The following is a 19,657-nucleotide window of genomic DNA, read 5'->3' as shown; positions in this document are numbered from 1 at the left end:
GCCTAATCGTCGGCAGCGGACTCGGAGACGGCGGCCGGGAGATGCGCGTCGAGCCAGGCGACCAGGTCGGCCAGCACCTCGTCGCGGTTGATCTCGTTGAGGACCTCGTGCCGGGCGCCGGGGTACACGATCAGGCGCACATCCCGCAGGCCGGACCGGCGCCGGAAGGCGTCCACAAGCTTGCGGGCGCTGCGTTCCCCGCCCACGGGGTCGTCGCCGCCGACCTGGATGAGCACGGGCAGGTCCGCGGGGAGCCGCCGGGCGGGGCGACCGAGGATGCGGGCGGCGTCGCGCAGGCCGAACAGCTTGGCGAGCGGCACGCTCGTGGTGAGCGGGTCGGCCACAAAAGCCGCCGCGACCGCCGGGTCCCGGCTGAGCCACTCGGCACCGGTCGAGCCGAGGTGCTTGTGCCTGGCGTTGAGATCCCCGCTGTTGAGGTAGCCGGGCCAGCGGTAGGCCGTGCCGGTGAGCACGACCGCCTGGTAGTCCTGGGGATACCGGTTGAGGATCATCTGCGCCATGAAGGATCCCCAACTGTGCCCGAGCAGCACCAGCGGCACCGGCTGTGCCTGCGGTTGCCCGGTCTGCGCAGCCGGTCCCTCGCCCCGCGCAACGGTCTGGTGGCGGGTGGCCTGCAAGATCACGCCGGTGAAGGCGTGCACGGCGGCGACGGCCGCGCGCAGACCGCCGACGCCGAGCCGACCGAGCTGGCCGGCGTCGCCACCGTGCTGCAGCATCCCGGTCTGGCCGTGCCCGCGGTGGTCGTCGGCGTAGACGGAGTAGCCGGCCGCGTTGAGCGCGCGGGCCACCTCCCGGTAGCGCAGGGCGTGTTCGCCGACCCCGTGCACGAGCTGCACGATCGCGCGCGGGTTGTCGACCGGCCAGGCGTAGTAGACGATCGGGACGCCGTGTTCATCGATGAAGGTGGGCACGGGCTTATTCTGCCGTACCTGTTGCCCGTGCGGACATTTGCGCCCGGCGTACCGGGCGCAATTGTCCGCTTCGGGAACAGTCGCGGCGATTCAGTGGCGATTCGGCGGCGATTCGGTGAGCTGGGAATCATTAGCATAGCTAATTTGTTAGGCTAAGTAATCATGTCAGAGAGCCCCATTGCGCCCAGTCCCCCCGCACCCGCACCCGCACCCGCGCCAGCGCCGGCCCCCGCGGCGGCGCACGCGCACACCAAGCGCCGCTCCGTCGCCGAGTTGAGCCACGACTTCAGGCTCGCCAACGGCCGACTGGCCCGCCGGGTGCGCCAGGAGCAGGCCGACAACGAACTCACCAGCGGCCAGTTCTCGGCCCTCGGCGCTGTGTTCAGACTCGGCCCGATGACCCTGAGCGCGCTCAGCGAAGAGGAACGGGTCACCCCGCCCTCGATGAACCGCACCGTGAACGCCCTCGTCGAGGCCGGCCTGGTCAACCGCGCCGGCTCCGCCGAGGACGGCCGCAAGGTGGTGCTCACCGTCACCGACACCGGGATGACTCTGGTGCGCGAGACCCGCCGCCGCCGAGACGACTGGATAGCCACGCGCATCCTGCGGCTCACCCCCGAACAACGCCAGATCCTGGCGTCCGCCACCGAAATCATGAAGGAGCTCGCCAACAGTTGAGTGCAATGTTCCGCTCCCTGAGCGTGGTCAATTACCGGATCTGGTTCGCCGGCGCCCTGGTGTCCAATGTGGGCACCTGGATGCAGCGCACGGCCCAGGACTGGATCGTGCTGACCCAGCTCACCGACTACAACGCCACCGCAGTGGGCATCGTGATGGCCCTGCAATTCGGGCCGCAGCTGGTGCTGATGCCGTGGTCGGGCCTCATCGCCGACAGGTTCGACCGCCGCAAGCTGCTGATGCTCACCCAGGCTCTGATGGGCGCACTCGCCCTGGGCCTCGGCCTGATCACCATCACCGGCGTCGTCGAGCTCTGGCACGTCTACCTCTTCGCCCTCGGCCTGGGCATCGTTGCCGCCATCGACGCGCCCGCCCGGCAGACCTTCGTCTCCGAGCTGGTGCCGGACGACAACCTCTCGAACGCCGTGGCGCTGAACTCGGCCTCGTTCAACGGCGCCCGGCTGATCGGCCCCGCCGCGGCCGGCCTCCTCACCGTCGCCGTCGGCGCCGGCTGGGTATTCATGATCAACGCCGTCACCTTCGCCTTCACCGTCGCCGCCATGACGCTGCTGCGCACCAAGCAACTCCGCAAGCAGCCCCGCGCACCGCGGGAACGGGGCCAACTCATGGCCGGCTTCCGCTATGTCTGGCATCGGCCCGACATCGTCGCGGTGCTGATCACGGTGTTCCTGGTGGGCACATTCGGCTTCAACTTCGCCATCTTCACCTCCACCATGGCCACCGTGGAGTTCGGCATGGGCGCCAGCGAGTTCGGCATGCTCAGCTCGATCATGGCGGTGGGCAGCGTGGTCGGCGCCCTGCTCTCGGCCCGGCGCAGCCGACCACGGATGCGCCTGGTGGTGGGCGGCGCGTTCTTCTTCGGCCTCACCTGCGCCATCGCCGCCGTGATGCCCAGCTACATCACCTTCGCGATTTCGCTCGCCTTCGTGGGCCTCACCTCGCTGACCCTGATGACCACCGCGAACGCCTACGTGCAGACCACCACCGAGCCGGCCATGCGCGGCCGGGTGATGGCGCTGTACATGGCCATCTTCGCCGGCGGCACCCCGCTCGGCGCTCCACTGGTCGGCTGGGTCGCCGACCAGTACGGCCCGCGCTGGGCCATCGGCGTCGCCGCGGTCTCCGGCCTCCTCGCGGCGGCGGCGGTGCTGTTCTGGATGATCAGGTACCAGCGCCTGCGGGTCCGCATCCGCCCCCGCACCTCACCGCGCACCGCGCGGCTGCACGTGCGGCACCGCGGCGACGGCCATCCGCTCACCTCGGCCATCCGCATCGTCACGGCGAAGGCCGACGCGGCACGGCAGGACCGCGACCGGGAGACGGCCACCCGCGAGATCGCGGTCGTCGAGGCGACTGCTCCACGCTGACCCAGGGGGGTGCCGCGCGCGCTAACATTTCACCCTAGGCAGACGACGGGAAACGGCGGCACGGGTGGACCTTCACGACATCGTCTCGATGCTCAGCGAGATCTTCACCATCGTCGGGCTCCTGGTGGGCGTTCCGCTCTACATCATCGGCCTATCGGTGCGCGGCTTCGGCGGCCGGTGGGTCGAGGCGGATGGCGTCGTCGCGGCCACCACGTCCGGCCCGGTGATCCGCTGGTTCGACACCACCGGCGAGGTGCACGAGGCCCGGGCAGACAGCCACGAGACCGTGCACCTGGAGCCCGGCGACGACGTGACCCTGTGGTTCAACGCCAGGGCCCCTGAACGATGCCGCACCCATTCGCCGGACCACGACGGCAAGGCCTTGCGGCTGACCGGCTTGATCCTGACCAGCCTCGGCCTCGGCTCGGCGGTTCTGGGGATCGTGCTGCTCTTCGTGTGACCCGAAGAGTGAAGGCCGTCACGACCGCGTAGCCTGTACTGAGGCACGCGACCCGCGCGTGCGGCAGAGAGGATGCCCGTGGACACCACACTGCTCCGGCGTTTTGTCGCCGTCGCCGAGGAACTGGACATCGCGCGCGCCGCCAAGAACCTCAACGTGTCGCGCACGACGCTGATGAAATCGGTCGCCGCCCTGGAAGCCGAGCTCGGCGTTCCCCTCTTCGAGCCCGCCGCCGACAACCCGTATCTCACCGAGGCCGGCATCGCCCTGCTCGCCGAAGCGAAGGGGCTGATCGCTCACATGCCGCCGGCCGGCGGCCCGTCCCAGGGATCGGGCAACAGCAGCGGATCCGGCGGCGGCAAGGCCAAGGCGTCCAAGGGCCGCGGTCGCGCGCCCGCCGTCAAGGGCCAGGCCGCGCCCGGCAAGCGCCGCCAATCCCGCTGAGCTGACCCGGCGTCGACCGGGCCAGCCGGATTCTCTCCGAGCTAGGTGGCCTAACGAACGGAGGCGCCGAACTCCTCGAGCACCGCGGTGAGCTGGTCCACCGCCCAGTCCAGGTCTTCAGCCGACACCACCAGGGGTGGGGCGAGCCGGATGGTGGAGCCGTGGGTGTCCTTCGCCAGCACACCGCGCTCCATCAGGGCCTCGCAGACCGCGCGCCCTGAGGCCAGCGCCGGGTCGATGTCGATACCTGCCCAAAGACCCGCACCGCGCACCTCGAGCACACCGTGGCCGACCAGGCCGAGCAGCCTCTCGTGCAGGTGGGCGCCGAGGTCCCTGGCTCGCTGCTGATACTCGCCGGTGGCGAGCATGTTCACCACCGCCAGCCCCACGGCGGCGGCCAGCGGGTTGCCCCCGAAGGTGGACCCGTGCTCACCCGGGCGCAGCACGCCCAGGATGTCGGTGTTGCCGACGACCGCGGAGACGGGCACGATGCCGCCGCCGAGGGCCTTGCCGAGCAGGTACAGGTCGGGCACCACACCGGCCTGCTCCACCGCGAAGGTGGCGCCGGTGCGGCCGAGGCCGGACTGGATCTCATCGGCGATGAAGAGCACGTTGTGCCGGGAGGTGATCTCCCGCACGGCGGGCAGGTACTCCGCCGGCGGTACCACGATGCCGGCCTCACCCTGGATGGGCTCCAGCAGCACCGCCACGGTGTTCTCGTCGATGGCCGCCTCCAGCGCGGCGGCATCCCCGTAGGGCACCGTGCGGAAGCCCGGCGTGAACGGGCCGAAGTCGGCGCGCGCCGATTCGTCGTCAGAAAAGCTGATGATGGTCGTGGTGCGGCCGTGGAAGTTGCCGCCGGCGACGATGATGTTCGCCATCCCCGCCGCGACGCCCTTGACCCTGTAGCCCCAGGCGCGGGCTACCTTGACACCGGATTCCACGGCCTCCGCGCCGGTGTTCATCGGCAGCACCATGTCCTTGCCGGCCAGCTTGGCCAGGGCGGTCACAAACGGGCCGAGCTGGTCGTTGTGGAAGGCGCGGCTGGTGAGGGTGATCCGGCCCAGCTGCGCGCGCGCGGCATCCAGCAGCACCGGGTTGGAGTGACCGAAGTTGACGGCGGAGTATGCGGCGAGGCAGTCGAGGTACCGCTTGCCGTTGATGTCGGTGACCCAGGCGCCGTCTCCGGACGCGACCACGACGGCCAGCGGGTGGTAGTTGTGCGCGGCGTGCTGGTTCTCAAGCGCGATCGCCGCGCTCTGGTCGGTCAGGCCCACCTGAGCGGTGAGGCCGGTCGCATCGGTCAGGGCGCTCATCGGCGCAGCTCCAGAGTGCAGCATTTGACTCCTCCTCCGCCGAGCAAAAGCTCGGACAGGTCCACGCCGATCGGGTTGAAGCCGCGTGCACGCAATTGGCGTTCGAAGTCCTTCGCCTTGGCGGCGATCACGACGTTGTAACCGTCGGAGTAGGAGTTGAGGCCGAGGATCGCGGCGTCTTCCTCGGTGACGAGGATGGCATCCGGGAAGCGTTCGCGCAGGATGGCCAGGCTGGGTTCGTCGAACGCGCTGGGCAGGTAAGCGATCTCGCCGTTCCCCGATGTCGGGGAGGCGTCAAGCACGGCGATGGCGGTGTCGAGGTGATAAAAGCTGGGGTTCACCAGGGTGAGGGTTATCACCGGGCGATCGTAGATGGCCGAGACCTCTTCGTGGCTGTTCGACGCGCTGCGGAAGCCGGTGCCGGCCAGGATCACGTCGCCGACGAGCAGGAAGTCGCCCTCGCCCTCATTGATCTCGACGGGCTCGCGCACGTCGAAGTCGTTGGCGCCGAACCAGTCCATGTAGGCGGGGCCCTCGGGCTGGCGCTGCGGGTAGGTGAATTTGGCGCCGTAGGCGATGCCGTCGATGACAAAACCGCCGTTGGCGGCGTAGACCATGTCGGGCAGACCGTCGATGGGGTCGATCAAGTGGACATCGAAGCCGAGTCCGATGTAGGTGTCGTACAGCGTCTGCCACTGGGCGACGGCCAGGCTCGTGTCGGTCGGCAATGCCGGGTCCATCCAGGGGTTGATCCGGTAGACCACGGTGAAGAACTCCGGTTTGCACATCAGGATTGTGCGTTTCACCGGCGTACGAGTCACCGCGGCTGGCGCGACCGACTCGTTCGGGGTAGCGGATGCGACATCTATTGACACTGGAGCTCCTCTGTTGGCGGTCCGCCGGCCAAGGCGTTGGCGGAACGCGGGTGGGTGGCGGACCAGGTCGCTCTCGTGAGCCCTGTACAACGGTGAGGCCGATCACACAGGGACGCCGGTTCTAGTCTCACACAGCATGAATCAACGTTTCGTGCGAATCGGCGCATGTAATGCGCGTTGCAAGCGGCGCGCACGCAACTTCGGCGCGTACACTGGTCGAATGGACAACCTCGATCGCGGCATCCTCGACCTTCTCCGCCAGAACGCCCGGGCGGGCTACGGAGACATCGGTTCTATCGTGGGCCTCTCTGCCTCCGCGGTGAAACGCCGCGTGGACCGGCTGGTCGCCGACAAGGTCATCCGCGGCTTCACCATCCAGGTCGACCCGTCGATCGACGGCATGAGCACCGAGGCATACGTCGAGCTCTTCTGCCGGGGCACCGTCGCGCCCGACGAGTTATTGCGCATCCTCTCCGGCGTGCCCGAGGTCGTGGACGCCGGGACCGTGACCGGCAGCGCCGACGCCATCGTGCACATCCGGGCCCGCGACATCCCCGGCCTCGAGGCGGCGCTGGAGAAAGTTCGGCTGGCCCCCAACGTCGACCACACCCGCAGCGCGATCGTGCTCACCAGGCTGATCCACCGCAGCGCGGAGTAGCCGCACGGCCCTTGACGGGCGCACCCCGGCTTGGTAGCTTGGTACAAATACCAAACAAACGAGGATGCCCGTGGACGCGTACGAGATCACCTTGCTGGTCGTGGCCGGACTGCTGACGGTCGTCTTCGCGTGGCAGCTTCGGCCAGGTGCCGTCATTCGCCCGGATGCGCTGCGAGATACCGCCCGACGCGCCGGCCTGGCCATCACACCGGAGGTCGAGCCTGTCCTGATCGCGCGCATCCGTTCGCGGACCCGCGGCGTGTTGGTCGGCACCCTGATCGCTCTGCTCGTTTCGACAGCCTCTCTTATCGCGCTACCGGGATCACCGGACGGCGGCATATGGTCCGGGCTGATGCTCATCGTTCTGACCGGCCTGGGTGGCGCCGTCGGGCTGTGCGTTGCGGAGTTCAGGTCGGCGTTCATCTCGCTCGGCGATCGTCCTCGCGTGGCGCGGGCGCCCACGCCGCGCCGTGCGGACTATCTCTCCACCGTCGACCTCTGGTGCGGTCCCGTTGCCATGGGTGTCAGCGGAGTGGCACTGGCCGGCGTGGCCGCGCTGATCCTGGTCGATCCCGACGACGCACTCAGTGACGCGAGCATCCCTTCTCTGTGGTGGCCCGGCTTTGTGCTGTGGATCATCTCGCTCGCATCGGCCGGAGTCGGCCGCATCCTGTCGACTCGCTTGGTGGGGCGGGGCCAGCCCGCCGGCAACGACATGGAGTTGGCGTGGTCCGACGCTCTCCGCAGTTGGACGCTGCGCGCACTGGTGCAGACTCCCGCGCTGGGGGCGCTCTGCAGTGTGGTCGTGGTGCTGACCTCCGTCAGCTCGGCGGTGACACCCTCGTCGGGAACCGGAATCGCCATATCTGTGGCCTTTTCCATCGTGCCACTGGTCATGGGCTCGGTGGGTGTGGCTCTACTCTCGATGGGGTCACGCCGTCCGCCGCACTACCTCACCCGGCTCTGGCCGGACGTGGCCGCGGAGCTGCGCCGCGGCACACACGGAGTAGCCGCTCCGGTCGAGAGCGGCCGCCCGTGAGACTCGTCGTCGACCCACGCTCAACCACGCCCCCATTCGAGCAGATCCGCATCCAGGTGATCGAGGCCGTGCGCACCGGCACCCTGACGCCCGGCGACAAGCTGCCCACGGTGCGCCGTCTGGCCGAAGACCTGGGCCTCGCCCCCAACACCGTGGCGCGCAGCTACCGTGCGCTGGAGCAGGACGAGGTGATCGAGACGCGCGGGCGGCTGGGCTCCTTCGTGGCTGCCACCGGGGATGCGACGCAGCGGCAGATGCAGCTCGCCGCGGTGGCCTACGCCGACCGGGCGAAATCGCTCGGGATCGACCCCGGTGAGGCACTGACCATCGTGCGCGGGGCGTTGGGGCTGCCGGGCTGAGCCGACCGGGCGGGCGAGGTCCGGCATCGCGTAGCTGAGGTCAGGCACCGCGCAGCTCAGCGAGAACCGCGTCGAGACGGCGCTGACGGGTGGCGTCGGTCTTGGCGCTTTCGAGCGCGAGCACGTGCTTGCGCTGGTTGCTGTAGGAGAGGGCGTCGAAGGCGGTGCGTGCTGCCGTGTCCGCGGCGAGCGCGGCCCGCAGCACGTCGGGCTCATCGACGGTGCGCGGTTGATCGTCGAGTTCGATGGTCACGTCCACCTCATCGCCGCCCGCCACCCCGGCCTTGATGCGGTTCTCGGCGCTGAGGGCGATCATGTAGGCGCCCCGGTACGGTGCCACCGAGCTGCGGTAGCTGTGCCCGTTGAGGGTGACGGTGATGGCGTGCCGCTTGCCGGGGCCGAGCGCCGCGACCACCTCCTCTGGCACGGGGATGCCCGTGGCGGTGGCACCGGATTGCTCGATGACGGTGCGGAAGTCCATGGTGCGAGTATGCCGCCGTCGGTCGGATGTCGACAAGCACGCGGCGCGCATCGCCTGCGAATTGCGGCGTTGCGCCCCTTCAGCACGCCCGAAGGGGCACCTTGGCGCGACTCACGGCCTCCCCGCTCGCGCGCGCTGTGCGGGTCAGGCGCCGCTGTGCGGGTGAGGCGCCAGGGGCATCCGGGGCTTTGAGAGCGATATGCGGGTCAAGCCCCGGTAGGCGGTTGGCGTGCCACCCGCGCAGCGGCGCCTACCCCGCCCGCCGAGCTATGCGGGCCACGCGCCGCTTTGCGGGCCACGCGCCGCAGTGCGGGTGAGGCGCCGTTAGTCGAGGGCTCAGGCGGTGCGGTAGTGCTCTGCGAGGCGGGCCAGGCCCTCGTCGAGGGAGACCGCCGGGGTCCAGTGCAGGTCGGCGCGGGTGCGGCGCTGGTCGAACCAGTGCGCGGTGGAGAGCTGCTCGGCGAGGAACCGGGTCATCGGCGGTTCGTCCTCGCCCGGGACCACCCGCCAGGCCGCCTCGATGACGGAGCCGGCCGCGCGGGCCACACTCGCCGGCACGCTCCAGGTCGGTGGCTCAACTCCCGCTGCCGTGCAGATGCCGGCCAGTAGCTCGGCCACCGGCCGGGGCTCTCCGTTGGTGATGACGTAGGCGTTGCCGTGTACGGCATCCACCCGCTCGAGAGCGGCCGCGATGGCGCCGGCGGCGTTGTCGATGTAGGTGCTGTCAATGAGCGCGGCGCCGTGCCCGAGCAGCGGCAGCCGGCCGGCCCTGGCGCGTTCCACGATCCGCGCGACCAGCTGGGTGTCGCCGGGTCCCCAGACCAGGTGCGGCCGCACCGCGACGACCCGCAACTCGGGTGAGTCGGCGGCGAGCGCCAGGAGTTCGGCGGCGGCCTTGGTCCGGGCGTAGTCGCCTCGGGCGTGGGCGGGGTCGGCCGGCAGCGCATCGCTGCCGGTGATGGATGCCCCGGAGTGGGCGACCGACGGCGACGACACGAAGACCAGGCGCTGCACATTCGCCGCGCGGGCGGCGGCGATCAGGGTGCGGGTTCCGCCCACGTTCACGGTCTCGAACTCGGCGGGCGGGCCGGCGAGGGAGACCTTGGCGGCCAGGTGCACGATGGCGTCGATCCCGGCGACGGCCGAGGTGACGTCGGCCGGTTCGGTGATCGAGCCCAGCGCATCAGTGGCGCCGGCGACGCCGCTGGGCCGGCGCTGGAAGCAGCGCACCTCGTGGCCGGCGGCGACGATGGCGGCCGCGACAGCCCGGCCGAGAAAGCCGCTGGCACCGGTGACGAGCACCCTCATGGCTGGGTGAGCCTGGCGCCGGTGAGGATGCCGTGCGCCCAGCCGGCCAGGCGCGTGCGGTCGATCTTCGAGTTGTGGCGGATGTCGGTGGGCAGGTGGGGAACGACGAGCACGGCCGCGACCGGCTGGCCGGCGACGCCGCGCACGGCCACGGCGAGCGCAGGCTCGGCCAGGCCGACCCGGGTGGCCGGCGGCACAGTCTCGACGACGATGACGACCTGCTGGCTGCCGGCCGGTCCGACGCCCACGGCGGCGGCGCGGTCGACGCCGGCCAGGGCCGAAACGGCTAACTCCGGTCCGACGGGGGTGACGACACCGTGCGGCGTGGTGATCACGTGTGGCAGGCGACCCTCAACCCAGAGCCGGCCGGAGGCGTCGAGGTGACCGACGTCGCCGGTGCGATGCCAGCGCTCTCCGGGGGTGACCATGCGGGTGGCGGCCTGGTCGGTGAGCCAGAGCCTGTCGTAGTGGTCCTTCACGTGCGGAGCCGAGACCACGATCTCGCCGGTGACCTGCGGAGCTTCGGAGAGCTCTCCGACGGCGGTTCCCGTTTCGTCGAGGGCGCTGATGCGCACTCGGGTGGTCGCCGTGGGGCGGCCGACGCAGACGCCGCCGGGGCCGCGCGCCTCGTCGTCGATGGCGGCCTCGCGGATGCCGTCGAGGGTGATGTCGGTCATCAGCAGGCCCTCGGTCATGCCGTACGGCGTGTGGGCGCTGGCTCCGGGCATCAGGGCGGCGGCCGAGGCCAGCAGAGGTTCGGACACCGGGGCGCCCGCTGAGAGGAAGCTCGTCACCCGGACCAGGGCGGCACGGTCGGCCGGGGTCAGTTCACCCTGGGTCGCCACGACGTTGGCCAGCGCGGCCGGGGACAGGAACACGACGGTGGCGTCGATCGCGGCCACGGCGGCGGCGACCGCGGTGGCGGTCAGCGTCTTCGGGGCGGTGACGTCCATGTCCGGGGTCACCGAGCGGGCACCCAGAGCCGGGCCGAGCAGAGCGAACGGTGCGAAGCCGGCTACCAGGCCGGTGCCGCGGCCGACGCCGTACTGGGCGTGCAGCGCACGGCTGACGGCCGACAGCTGGCCGTGGGTGTAGACGACGCCCTTGGCGGGTCCGGTGGAGCCGGAGGTGAACAGCACCGCGGCGACGTCGTCCGGCTGGGGCGGTTCGGGAAGCTCTTCGTCCCGCCCCAGCGAGATCAGATCGGCGAGGGCGTAGGAGACGCCGAGGGCGCGACGGCTGGCGGTGGGAAGCCGGTTGACGGAGATCCTCTGGCCGGGCCAGCCGAGGGCCCTGGCGGCCATCAGGCCGGGCAACGCGCCGATGACGTGGTCGGGGCGGGCGCCGCGGACCGCGCGGGTGAGGCCGGTGAGTCCGAGACCGGCGTCGGCCACGACCACGATCGCGCCGAGGCGGATGCACGCGTAGAGCACCGCGGTGAGGTCGGCGCTGGGCGGCACGAGCAGGGAGACGCGGTCGCCGCGGCGCACGCCGATCTGGTGCAGACCGGCCGCGATCTCGCGGACCCGGCGGGAGAGCAGCCGCCAGCTGACCACGCGGGGGTCGGTGCCCTTGCCGGGAGCCATGTCGATGAGGGCGGTCTCGTCGCTGTCCCGCAGCTCGTCGAGGTAGTGCCAGAGGGGCTGGAGTACGTCGGCAGGCGCCGTCTGGGCCTCGACAAGCTCGACCAACGGGCTCAGCTCGACCAACGGGCTCAGCTCGACCAACGGGCTCAGCTCGACCAGGCTCTCGGCAAGCCAGCCGAGTGCGGCGCCGGCGTAGTCCACGTCTTCGGCGATGAGGTGTCCGGCACCCTCGAAGCGGTGCACGGCGGCGTGCGGCAGCCGGTCGCTGAGGTCGTCGAGGTACCTGTCGCTGAAGATCGGGTCCCGCGGGCCCCAGAGCAGCAGGGCGGGAACCGTGAGCGAGCGGAGCGACTCGGCGATGCGGTCGAGCTCCGCGTGGCTGTCGTGGCGGGCATCCACCGGGATGTCGGCGACGAAGCCGCCGATGCCGCCGCGGCGGGCGGGGGTGCGGTACGGCGCCCGGTAGGCGTTCTTGACCGCGGCCGGCAGGGCCGGGTGCCCGAGCGCGAGGGTGGTGTCCAGGAACGCCGTGGTGGTCACGGTGCCGGCACCGAGCACACCGCGGGCGAGCGCGAGGCGCAGCGGGGCGGGGATGGGTTCGGTGTCGCTCTGGTGGATGGCGGTGTTCAGCAGCATGACGCCGGCGAGGTGCTCGGGGTGGTCGACGGCCCAGCCCAGGGAGACCACGCCGCCCCAGTCATGGCCGAAGGTCACCACCGGACCGGTGAGGCCGAGGGCACGGGTCAGGTCGTCGAGGTCGCGCACTCGTCGGGCGAGCGGGCGGGCGACGCCGGTGCGCTCGGAGAAACCCATGTCGAGCTGGTCGACCGCGATGACGCGCCAGGCCGGCCGACCGGTGGTCGCCGCCGCGGTGGCCTGGGCCACGAGGTCACGCCACAGGTAGGACCAGGTGGGGTTGCCGTGTACGCACAGGATCGTGCCGACCGGCTCCGCCCCGAGCGCGGCCAGCTGTTCGCCGTTGTCGAGCAGGTGCCAGGCGTGGCTGGCACCCGGCGTCGTGCCGTCATCGGCCAGGCTGCTCTCGACTACATCGACGATCCGGGACCAGTCCGGGTCCAGGCCGGGCAGCCCGCTCGGCGGCACGCTCGCCGGAGCGAGGGCCGTCGCGGATCGCGGCAGCCGGAAGCTCACCACTGAATCTCCATCATGGCCGTGTTGAGGCCGGAGCCGACGCCCATCAGCAGGACCCGGTTGCCGGGCTGGAGCCGAGCGGCCTCTTCGGAGAGCGTGATCGGGATGGAGGCGGGTCCCACATTGCCATAGCTGGGGTAGGTCAGCGGCACCCTGCTGCGGTCCAGGCCGGTGGCCTTCACAATGGCGTTGGTGTGCACATCAGACACCTGGTGCAGGATGTAGCGGTCCATGTTCGACCAGCTCCAATCCCGTTTGGCTTCGGTCCAGGCCGACACGACGAGTTCCATGCCGCCCTTGAGCAGGGCCTTGGCGTCGGTGAACATGCCGTCGACGCTGCCGACGCAGAGGTCGTTGAACTGGGTGGCCGCCCGGGTCACGCCGCCGAGGATGCGGTGTCCCTCCGGATGCGCGTCGGCCCGGCCGAGCACGGCCGCAGCGGCGCCGGAGCCCAGCGTGAGGCTGGCGAACTCGCTCATGAAGTCCTTGCGTCCGATGTCGGGCCGGCCGAGGCGTTCGATGGTGTTGGTCTGGATCTCGTCGGCATCCTCGCCGTCGATGATCACGGCGTACTTGATCTGGCCGGAGTCGATGAGCTGGGCGGCCAGGGTCATGCCGTTGACGAAGCCCAGGCAGGCGTTGGCGATATCGAAGTTCGTGGCCGACGACGGCAGGCCGAGTCCGTGGTGGATGCGCACCGCGACAGAGGGTTCCAGGTGCTTACGGGTGACCGAGGTGTTGATCATCAACCCCACCTCGCTGGGATCGACCCCGGCTTGAGCGAGGGCTCGTTTGCCCGCGGAGACGGCGGCGTCGTCGAAGGCCTGCCCCACGTCCCAGTTGCGTCGTTCGTGCACTCCGGCGACGCGCTGCAGCAGCCCCTTGGGCAGGCGCAGTCGCTTGAGCGCCGGCTGCAGGCGAGCGTCGATCTCTTCGGAGGTGGTGATGCGCGGGGCGATGGTCGTGGCGACCGACAACAACGCGACATTGCGGTGCATCGTTGTTGCGTTTCCGTCCAACGGGGTCCCCTGTCGAGTTATGGGTGGCGACAAATCATGTCCTATCGATTTTCTCCCAGAAGTCTGGGTGTCAACCGTGCGTAAGCTGATGCCCGCAGCGGCTCCGGATGTCGGTGGATGCGGCGACGCTTACCTTCCATTATCAGCCTTTCTGACGGTGGTGCCGTCACCGGGCCGCGCGCCCGGGTTCGGGGAGGGTCAGGAGAGGCGTGGCGTACCGGGTCTGGTGAGGGCGGCGGCCACCAGGAAGCAGGCACCACCCGTGATGGTGCCGACAGTAGCCCAGCTCGCCAGAAACTGTTGGCCGGACTCCGCTATCGGATACGCGCCGACCGCAGCGATGCCGAAGGCCACCGACCCCAGGAGGTTCAGCCAGGCACCCCGCCAGGTTCGGGCCTTCGGGTCCCACAGGGTATCTCGCCCGGTGGTCGCAACAACGGCGAGGAGACTGGAGAGCAGGAAGCAGACAGACCCGTAGGCATCCGGACGCCACCCGGTGCGCTCGGTGCCGCCGAGACTGGCCGCCAGAGCCGTCGCGGTGCTCAGGTTGAAGAACAGGGTGCCGGCGAACTGGATGGCCGCGGCCCACCAGTCGAACCGGTCCGGCCGGTTGGTGGTGCTGCGCGGCGGCCGCCGACCGCTGAGATTGAGTTGGATGAACGCGGCGAGGGTGAAGAACAGTGAGCCGATGAAGAAGGTCAGGTTGTCGGCCACCGGGCCGACGGCATCCAAAAAACCGGGAACGGCACCCACGATGAAAAGCACCGACCCGATGATGAATCCCCAGGCCTCACGGCGCAGCCGGAGGAACGTCGGTGCTGCCACTGGATCACCTCGCCTTCGGCCGCAGCCATTATTGCGCTAGATGACCTCATCAGTGAGGGTGCTCGGGTTGCCGAACCTGTGCGCGGTGATCGAGATCGCCTGTTCCCGGAGGAACGGCAGCAGCTCGACCCGTCCGGACTGGGTGACCGGATGCGCGTAGACGGCGATGTCCGGGCTGCCGCCGAGGGCGTGGGCGAAAGCCGTGGCTGCAACAGCGGCTCCGGCCTGCGGGTCGCTGCCGATCAGCCGCACCCGGCTCGTGCTGATTCCGCCGGCGGCGGCCCTGGCCAGCCATTCCTCGTCGCTCTCGATGATCACGGGGATATCGCGGGGAGCGAGGACCGCTCGCACCCTCGGCGGCACCGGCACGGCGCTGGAGACGACGAACCTGGACTTGGACAGCAGGCCGGCCGCGATCACGCGCAACAGCAGGGCCAGGCTGCCGTCGTCGCCCAGCCGCACGGTGACCGGCAGCGGGCGGTACCGGAACAGGTTGCGCTCCAGCCCGAGCGCGGACACGTCCGCGACAACGTCGAACTCCTCACGCCAAGCGAGGGCGTCGCTGAGCGCCGAGCGGCGCAACACGTCGAACTCCTCGTAGGGCAGCGACGGCTGAGAAGCCTCGATGAGATCGGTGATGCGCTGTTCGAGGCCCCGCAGGTGCAGGGTGGAGCTGTTGACTCCCGGATCGGTGACCCAGCCGCCCAGACCGAAGAGGTAGTTGGGGCCGCCGGCCTTGGAGCCGGGTCCGACCGCCGAGCGCTTCCAGCCGCCGAACGGCTGTCGCCGCACGATCGCGCCGGTGATCCCGCGGTTCACGTAGAGGTTGCCGGCCTGAACCGTGTCGACCCACTGGGCGATCTCGTCGGCGTCGAGCGAGTGCAGCCCGGCCGTGAGCCCGTAGTCGACGGCGTTCTGGTAGCGGATGGCTTCCTCGAGATTCCGGGCGTGCATGACACCGAGCACCGGGCCGAAGAACTCGGTGAGGTGGAAGTACGAGCCGGGGGCGACGCCGCTGCGGATGCCGGGCGACCACAGCTGCCCGACCCCGGTCTCGAGGTCGTCATCGAGCAGCTGGGGCTTGACCAGCCAGCTTTCGCCGGCGCCGAGCTCGGTCAGCGCGTGTAACAGCTTGCCGTCGGCGGGCTCGATGATGGGGCCCATCTGGCTGTCCGGGTCGGCGGGGCGGCCCACCCGGAGCGATGTCGCGGCATCCACCAGCTGGCCCAGGAATCGGGTGGACCGCGCGACCGACCCGACCAGGATCACCAGGCTGGCGGCGGAGCACTTCTGGCCGGCATGGCCGAAGGCGCTCTTGATCACGTCGGCGGCGGCCAGGTCGAGGTCGGCGGACGGGGTGACGATGATGGCGTTCTTGCCGCTGGTCTCGGCCAGGAGCGGGAGGTCCTCTCGCAGGCCGCGGAACAGCGTGGCGGTCTCGTAGGCACCGGTGAGGATGACCCTGTCAACGTCGGGATGGGCCAACAGCCGGCTACCGAGAGCCCGGTCGGGCAGGTCGACGAGGGCGAGAAGCTCGCGCGGAACCCCGGCCTCCCAGAGCGCTTCGACCATCACGGCGCCGGTGCGCTGGGCGAGAGCCGCCGGCTTGATGATCACGCCGGAGCCCGCGGCAAGGGCGGCGAGCACGCCGCCGGCCGGGATGGCCACCGGGAAGTTCCACGGCGGCGTGATCACGGTGAGCCGTGAGGGTACGAAGATGGCGCCCTGCACCCTGTCGAGCTCGCGGGCTTGTGCTGCGTAGTAGTGCGCGAAGTCGATGGCTTCGCTGACCTCCGGGTCACCCTCGGCGATGGTCTTTCCGGTTTCGGAGGCCATCACCTCGATCAGGCGGTCGCGGTTGGCAGCCAGGGCCAGACCCGCGCGGTGCAACACCTGGGCGCGCTCGATGCCCGGCTTCTGCCCCCAGGCGGCTCCGGCCGCGGTGACGGTGGCGATGACCTCATCGAGCCTGTCGGCGTCATCGATGCGGGCCTGCTTGATGCTCTCCCTGCCCAGCATCGACGTCTCGACCCTGGCCAGGATGCTCCGGCCCCAGGCGCGGTTCGCCGGGAGGGACGGGTCGGTGTCGGGTTCGTTGTGGAAACCGCCCAGAACCGACCGGCTCGTGGAGACCGAACCCCGGGTCAGGCCGAGCACCATCGCGGTGAGGTTGGGGTCGTCGGCGTCGGCCGGCGGGGTCGTCAGCGGGGGCGAGTCGATGTCGGGCAGGGGCTCGAGAGGCACAACCACCGAGCGGTCCTGGTCCCGGTTCGCCGGCGGCACGAACACGGTGCCGCCCGGCGCGCCCGGGGCGGTCTCGAGGGCGGCCAGAGAGTCGAGGAAGCGCTGTTTCTCCCGCTCGAACAGGGCGGGGGTGTCGGCCAGTTCGAACACCGCCGACATGAAGTTCTCCTCGCTCGCGTTCTCCTCGAGGCGGCGGATGAGGTAGCTGATGGCCACATCGAACTCCGCGGGGTTCACCACCGGCGTGTAGAGCAGCAGCCGGCCGACGTCCTTCTTCACGGCCTCGGCCTGGCTCGTGGCCATGCCCAACAGCATTTCGAACTCGATGCGGTCGTCTACACCGCGCTGCTCGGCGAGCAAGTGCGCATAGGCCACGTCGAACAGGTTGTGCCCGGCCACCCCGATGCGCACGGCGTCGGTGTTCTGCGGGGTGAGCGCCCAGTTGAGCACACGCTTGTAGTTGGTATCGGTGTCCTGCTTGCTGACGTAGGTGGCAAGCGGCCAGTCGTGCACCGTCGCATCCACGTGCTCCATCGCAAGGTTGGCCCCCTTGACCAGGCGCACCTTGATGGGGGCGCCGCCGCCGGCTCGGCGGGCGTGCGCCCACTGGGTGAGGCCTTGCAGCGCGCCGAGCGCGTCGGGCAGGTAGGCCTGCAGCACGATTCCGGCCTCGAGGCCCTGCAGCCGCGGCTGGTCGAGGATGCGTTCGAAGACCGCGATGGTGAGGTCGAGGTCGCGGTATTCCTCCATGTCGAGGTTGATGAACTTGGGTGTCGGTGACGCCGCGGCGAGCTCGTACAACGGGGTCAGGCGTTCGACGACCCTGTCGACGGCCTCGTCGAACGCCCACATCGACAGCTGGCTGGCGATCGAGGAGACCTTGATCGACACATAGTCCACGTCGTCCCTGGCCAGGAGTTCGCGAGTGCCGGCGAGGCGACGCAGCGCCTCTTTCTCGCCCAGCACGGCTTCGCCGAGCAGATTGATGTTGAGCCGGTTGCCGGATTCCTTGAGTGCCTCGATGGAGGGGCCGAGCTTGTCTGCCGTCGCATCCACCACCAGGTGACCGACCATCTGGCGCAGCACCTTGCGGGCTGCCGGGATCACGACCCACGGCAGTACCGGGCCCATGACGCCGCCGACGCCGATGGCGCCTCGCAGAACCGGCGGCAGGAAGGCCGGCGCGAGCTTGGCCACCCGTTGCAGGTTGTAGCCGGCGACCATCACGTCCTCCGGTCGCATGACGCCGTCGACGAACCCCACGGTGAAGTCGAGCCCGTTGGGGTCCTTCAGTACGCCGGCGAGCCGCTCAGCGGAAACGTCTGCTGGGATCGTCGCACTGTCGGCCAGCCACTTGGTGACCAGGGCCACGACCTCCACACGGAGGTCCTGCTGCACGTTCGGGAGGCTATTGCTCATGCTCCCGAGGTTAGTCGCAGCAGCCCCTCAAGGTGCTCGTCCACGGCCGTGATGTGTCGGCGTTTCTCATCTTCGGGCAGGAACGAGGCCACGAACGAGTTGCGGGCCAGCGTCGCCATCTGGTGGGGATCCAGGCTGAACTCGCGCTGCAGGGCCGCCAGGTTGTCATCGACGTAGCCACCGAAGTAGGCGGGGTCGTCGCTGTTGACGGTCACCAGAAGGCCGACGGCGAGCATGGCGGGCAGCGGATGCAGGCCGAGCATCGGAATGGCCCGCAGGCACACATTCGAGAGCGGGCACACCGTGAGCGGGATCTGCCGCTTGCGGAGAATCTCGACGAGGTCGTGGTCTTCGATGGCGCGGATGCCGTGATCAATCCGCTCCACCCCCAACAGGTCGAGGGCTTCGCGCACGTAGTCCGGCCCGCCCTCCTCGCCCGCGTGCGCCACCCTGTGCAGCCCGAGGGCCGTGGCCTTGGCGAAGACCTCGGTGAACAGGGAGGGCGGGAAACCGACCTCGGCGGAGTCGAGTCCGACGCCGATGAACTGGTCGAGGTACGGGAGGGCCGCCTCCAAGGTCTCCATTGCGGCCCGACCGCCCAGATGACGGAGGAAGCAGAGGATGAGGTCGGCGGAGATGCCCAGCGTGGCTCGGGCGTCGCCGAGGGCGCGGGTGAGGCCGCCGAACACCACGTCGAGGGGGATGCCGTTGGCCAAGTGGGTCTGCGGGTCGAAGAAGATCTCGGCACGGCGCACTCCTGCGGCGGATGCGCGGGTGAGGTACGCCATTCCGAGATCGTAGAAGTCGGCCTCGGTGCGAAGCACCGCCAGGTTTTCGTAGTAGATGTCGAGGAACGACTGCAGATCGGTGAACCTGTACAGCTCTCGCAAGGCCGCGGGGTCGTAGCTGGGCAGTTCGACGTTGTTGCGTCGGGCCAGGGTCACGAGCAGCTCGGTCTCGAGGGTGCCCTCGATGTGCACGTGCAGTTCCGCGACGGGCCAGGTGGCGACGGTCATAGCTCTCTCCCCCGGATTAAGGTGAGTCCCCATCGTGCCATGTCCGCGAACTGTGAGTTGAGCACCGAAAACTCGCGGAACCGGGGGTNCACCGAAAACTCGCGGAACCGGGGGTGGGGTTAAACGCAGAAAAGCCACCCCGGTGGGGTGGCTTTTCTGTGTGTTTCTAAGTTAAGTCCGGCGGTGTCCTACTCTCCCACAGGGTCCCCCCTGCAGTACCATCGGCGCAAAGAGTCTTAGCTTCCGGGTTCGGAATGTGACCGGGCGTTTCCCTCTTGCTATAGCCGCCGAAACACCTGGTGATGGTGAATCGAATCTATATTTTTTAATTATAGAGCTCACACGCTGTGGTGTGAGCGTTGTTCTCGACCGTACATCGAGAACCACATAGTGGACGCATAGCAGCTTATTCAAACTGAGTGTTATCAAATTATCGGCTTATTAGTACCGGTCAGCTC

Annotated in this window: 17 protein-coding genes and 1 rRNA gene; 7 read left to right on the top strand and 11 right to left on the bottom strand. The window is 69.5% G+C overall.

The window, feature by feature from the left end; translation table 11 throughout:
* Window positions 1-2 precede the first annotated feature (2 nt).
* Entirely contained in the window at window positions 3-932 is a 930-nt protein-coding gene (locus tag E3O57_RS11195) for an alpha/beta fold hydrolase (protein ID WP_103478743.1), read from the bottom strand.
* A 162-nt stretch (window positions 933-1,094) separates the two neighbouring features.
* Here E3O57_RS11195 and E3O57_RS11190 point away from each other — a divergent pair, with 162 nt between their 5' ends.
* The 4 genes from E3O57_RS11190 to E3O57_RS11175 all read left to right on the top strand — a co-directional run bounded on the left by E3O57_RS11190 (window position 1,095) and on the right by E3O57_RS11175 (window position 3,902).
* Complete coding sequence (locus tag E3O57_RS11190) at window positions 1,095-1,610, top strand: MarR family winged helix-turn-helix transcriptional regulator (RefSeq protein WP_103478742.1); 516 nt, start codon at window positions 1,095-1,097, stop codon at window positions 1,608-1,610.
* A complete protein-coding gene (locus E3O57_RS11185; RefSeq protein ID WP_165787867.1) occupies window positions 1,607-2,998 on the top strand; it encodes an MFS transporter in 1,392 nt (463 codons plus the stop codon). Before E3O57_RS11190 ends, E3O57_RS11185 begins: the two co-directional genes overlap by 4 nt.
* A 64-nt stretch (window positions 2,999-3,062) precedes the next feature.
* Window positions 3,063-3,458, top strand: coding sequence for a sortase (locus tag E3O57_RS11180; RefSeq protein ID WP_240632329.1), 396 nt, complete (start codon window positions 3,063-3,065; stop codon window positions 3,456-3,458).
* Window positions 3,459-3,536: 78 nt separating this feature from the next.
* Window positions 3,537-3,902, top strand: coding sequence for a LysR family transcriptional regulator (locus E3O57_RS11175; protein ID WP_088454897.1), 366 nt, complete (start codon window positions 3,537-3,539; stop codon window positions 3,900-3,902).
* A gap of 50 nt (window positions 3,903-3,952) precedes the next feature.
* Here E3O57_RS11175 and rocD read toward each other — a convergent pair whose 3' ends face one another.
* On the bottom strand, window positions 3,953-5,218 hold the full coding sequence (gene rocD, locus E3O57_RS11170; protein WP_165787866.1) for an ornithine--oxo-acid transaminase: 1,266 nt from the start codon (window positions 5,216-5,218) through the stop codon (window positions 3,953-3,955).
* Entirely contained in the window at window positions 5,215-6,006 is a 792-nt protein-coding gene (gene ddaH / locus E3O57_RS11165; protein ID WP_088457798.1) for a dimethylargininase, read from the bottom strand. The genes rocD and ddaH overlap by 4 nt, the downstream gene beginning before the upstream one ends.
* A gap of 307 nt (window positions 6,007-6,313) precedes the next feature.
* Between ddaH and E3O57_RS11160 the strand changes: the two genes are divergently transcribed.
* The 3 genes from E3O57_RS11160 (at window position 6,314) to E3O57_RS11150 (ending at window position 8,149) form a co-directional block, all read left to right on the top strand.
* Window positions 6,314-6,751 (top strand): Lrp/AsnC family transcriptional regulator, encoded by a 438-nt coding sequence (locus tag E3O57_RS11160; RefSeq protein WP_088454895.1) that lies wholly within the window; start codon window positions 6,314-6,316, stop codon window positions 6,749-6,751.
* 70 nt (window positions 6,752-6,821) lie between these two features.
* Window positions 6,822-7,790 (top strand): hypothetical protein, encoded by a 969-nt coding sequence (locus E3O57_RS11155; protein ID WP_103478740.1) that lies wholly within the window; start codon window positions 6,822-6,824, stop codon window positions 7,788-7,790.
* Window positions 7,787-8,149 carry a GntR family transcriptional regulator gene (locus E3O57_RS11150; protein WP_103462024.1) on the top strand — a complete coding sequence of 121 codons (363 nt, stop codon included), beginning with the start codon at window positions 7,787-7,789 and terminating at the stop codon, window positions 8,147-8,149. Before E3O57_RS11155 ends, E3O57_RS11150 begins: the two co-directional genes overlap by 4 nt.
* A 40-nt stretch (window positions 8,150-8,189) precedes the next feature.
* On the opposite strand, the gene E3O57_RS11145 is transcribed toward E3O57_RS11150, so the two are convergent.
* The 8 genes from E3O57_RS11145 to rrf form a co-directional block, all read right to left on the bottom strand.
* Window positions 8,190-8,630, bottom strand: a complete 441-nt coding sequence (locus E3O57_RS11145; RefSeq protein WP_088454892.1) for a YdeI/OmpD-associated family protein — start codon at window positions 8,628-8,630, stop codon at window positions 8,190-8,192.
* A 336-nt stretch (window positions 8,631-8,966) separates the two neighbouring features.
* Entirely contained in the window at window positions 8,967-9,938 is a 972-nt protein-coding gene (locus E3O57_RS11140; protein WP_103478739.1) for an NAD(P)-dependent oxidoreductase, read from the bottom strand.
* Window positions 9,935-12,676, bottom strand: a complete 2,742-nt coding sequence (locus E3O57_RS11135) for an alpha/beta fold hydrolase (protein ID WP_103478768.1) — start codon at window positions 12,674-12,676, stop codon at window positions 9,935-9,937. The genes E3O57_RS11140 and E3O57_RS11135 overlap by 4 nt, the downstream gene beginning before the upstream one ends.
* Window positions 12,673-13,674, bottom strand: coding sequence for a 3-oxoacyl-ACP synthase III (locus E3O57_RS11130; protein WP_088454890.1), 1,002 nt, complete (start codon window positions 13,672-13,674; stop codon window positions 12,673-12,675). Before E3O57_RS11130 ends, E3O57_RS11135 begins: the two co-directional genes overlap by 4 nt.
* 219 nt (window positions 13,675-13,893) lie before the next feature.
* Entirely contained in the window at window positions 13,894-14,520 is a 627-nt protein-coding gene (locus E3O57_RS11125; RefSeq protein ID WP_103462027.1) for a hypothetical protein, read from the bottom strand.
* A gap of 36 nt (window positions 14,521-14,556) precedes the next feature.
* The gene (locus tag E3O57_RS11120; RefSeq protein ID WP_103478738.1) at window positions 14,557-18,183 is read right to left on the bottom strand and encodes a bifunctional proline dehydrogenase/L-glutamate gamma-semialdehyde dehydrogenase; all 3,627 of its coding nucleotides are present in this window, start codon (window positions 18,181-18,183) and stop codon (window positions 14,557-14,559) included.
* Window positions 18,180-19,199, bottom strand: coding sequence for an adenosine deaminase (locus tag E3O57_RS11115; protein ID WP_103478737.1), 1,020 nt, complete (start codon window positions 19,197-19,199; stop codon window positions 18,180-18,182). The genes E3O57_RS11120 and E3O57_RS11115 overlap by 4 nt, the downstream gene beginning before the upstream one ends.
* Window positions 19,200-19,374: 175 nt before the next feature.
* A 5S ribosomal RNA gene (rrf, locus tag E3O57_RS11110) occupies window positions 19,375-19,491 on the bottom strand.
* Between the last annotated feature and the right edge of the window lie 166 nt (window positions 19,492-19,657).

The organism is Cryobacterium sp. TMN-39-2, assembly GCF_004402745.1.
Classification (GTDB): domain Bacteria; phylum Actinomycetota; class Actinomycetes; order Actinomycetales; family Microbacteriaceae; genus Cryobacterium; species Cryobacterium zongtaii.
This window is presented reverse-complemented; position numbering and strand designations above follow the sequence as displayed.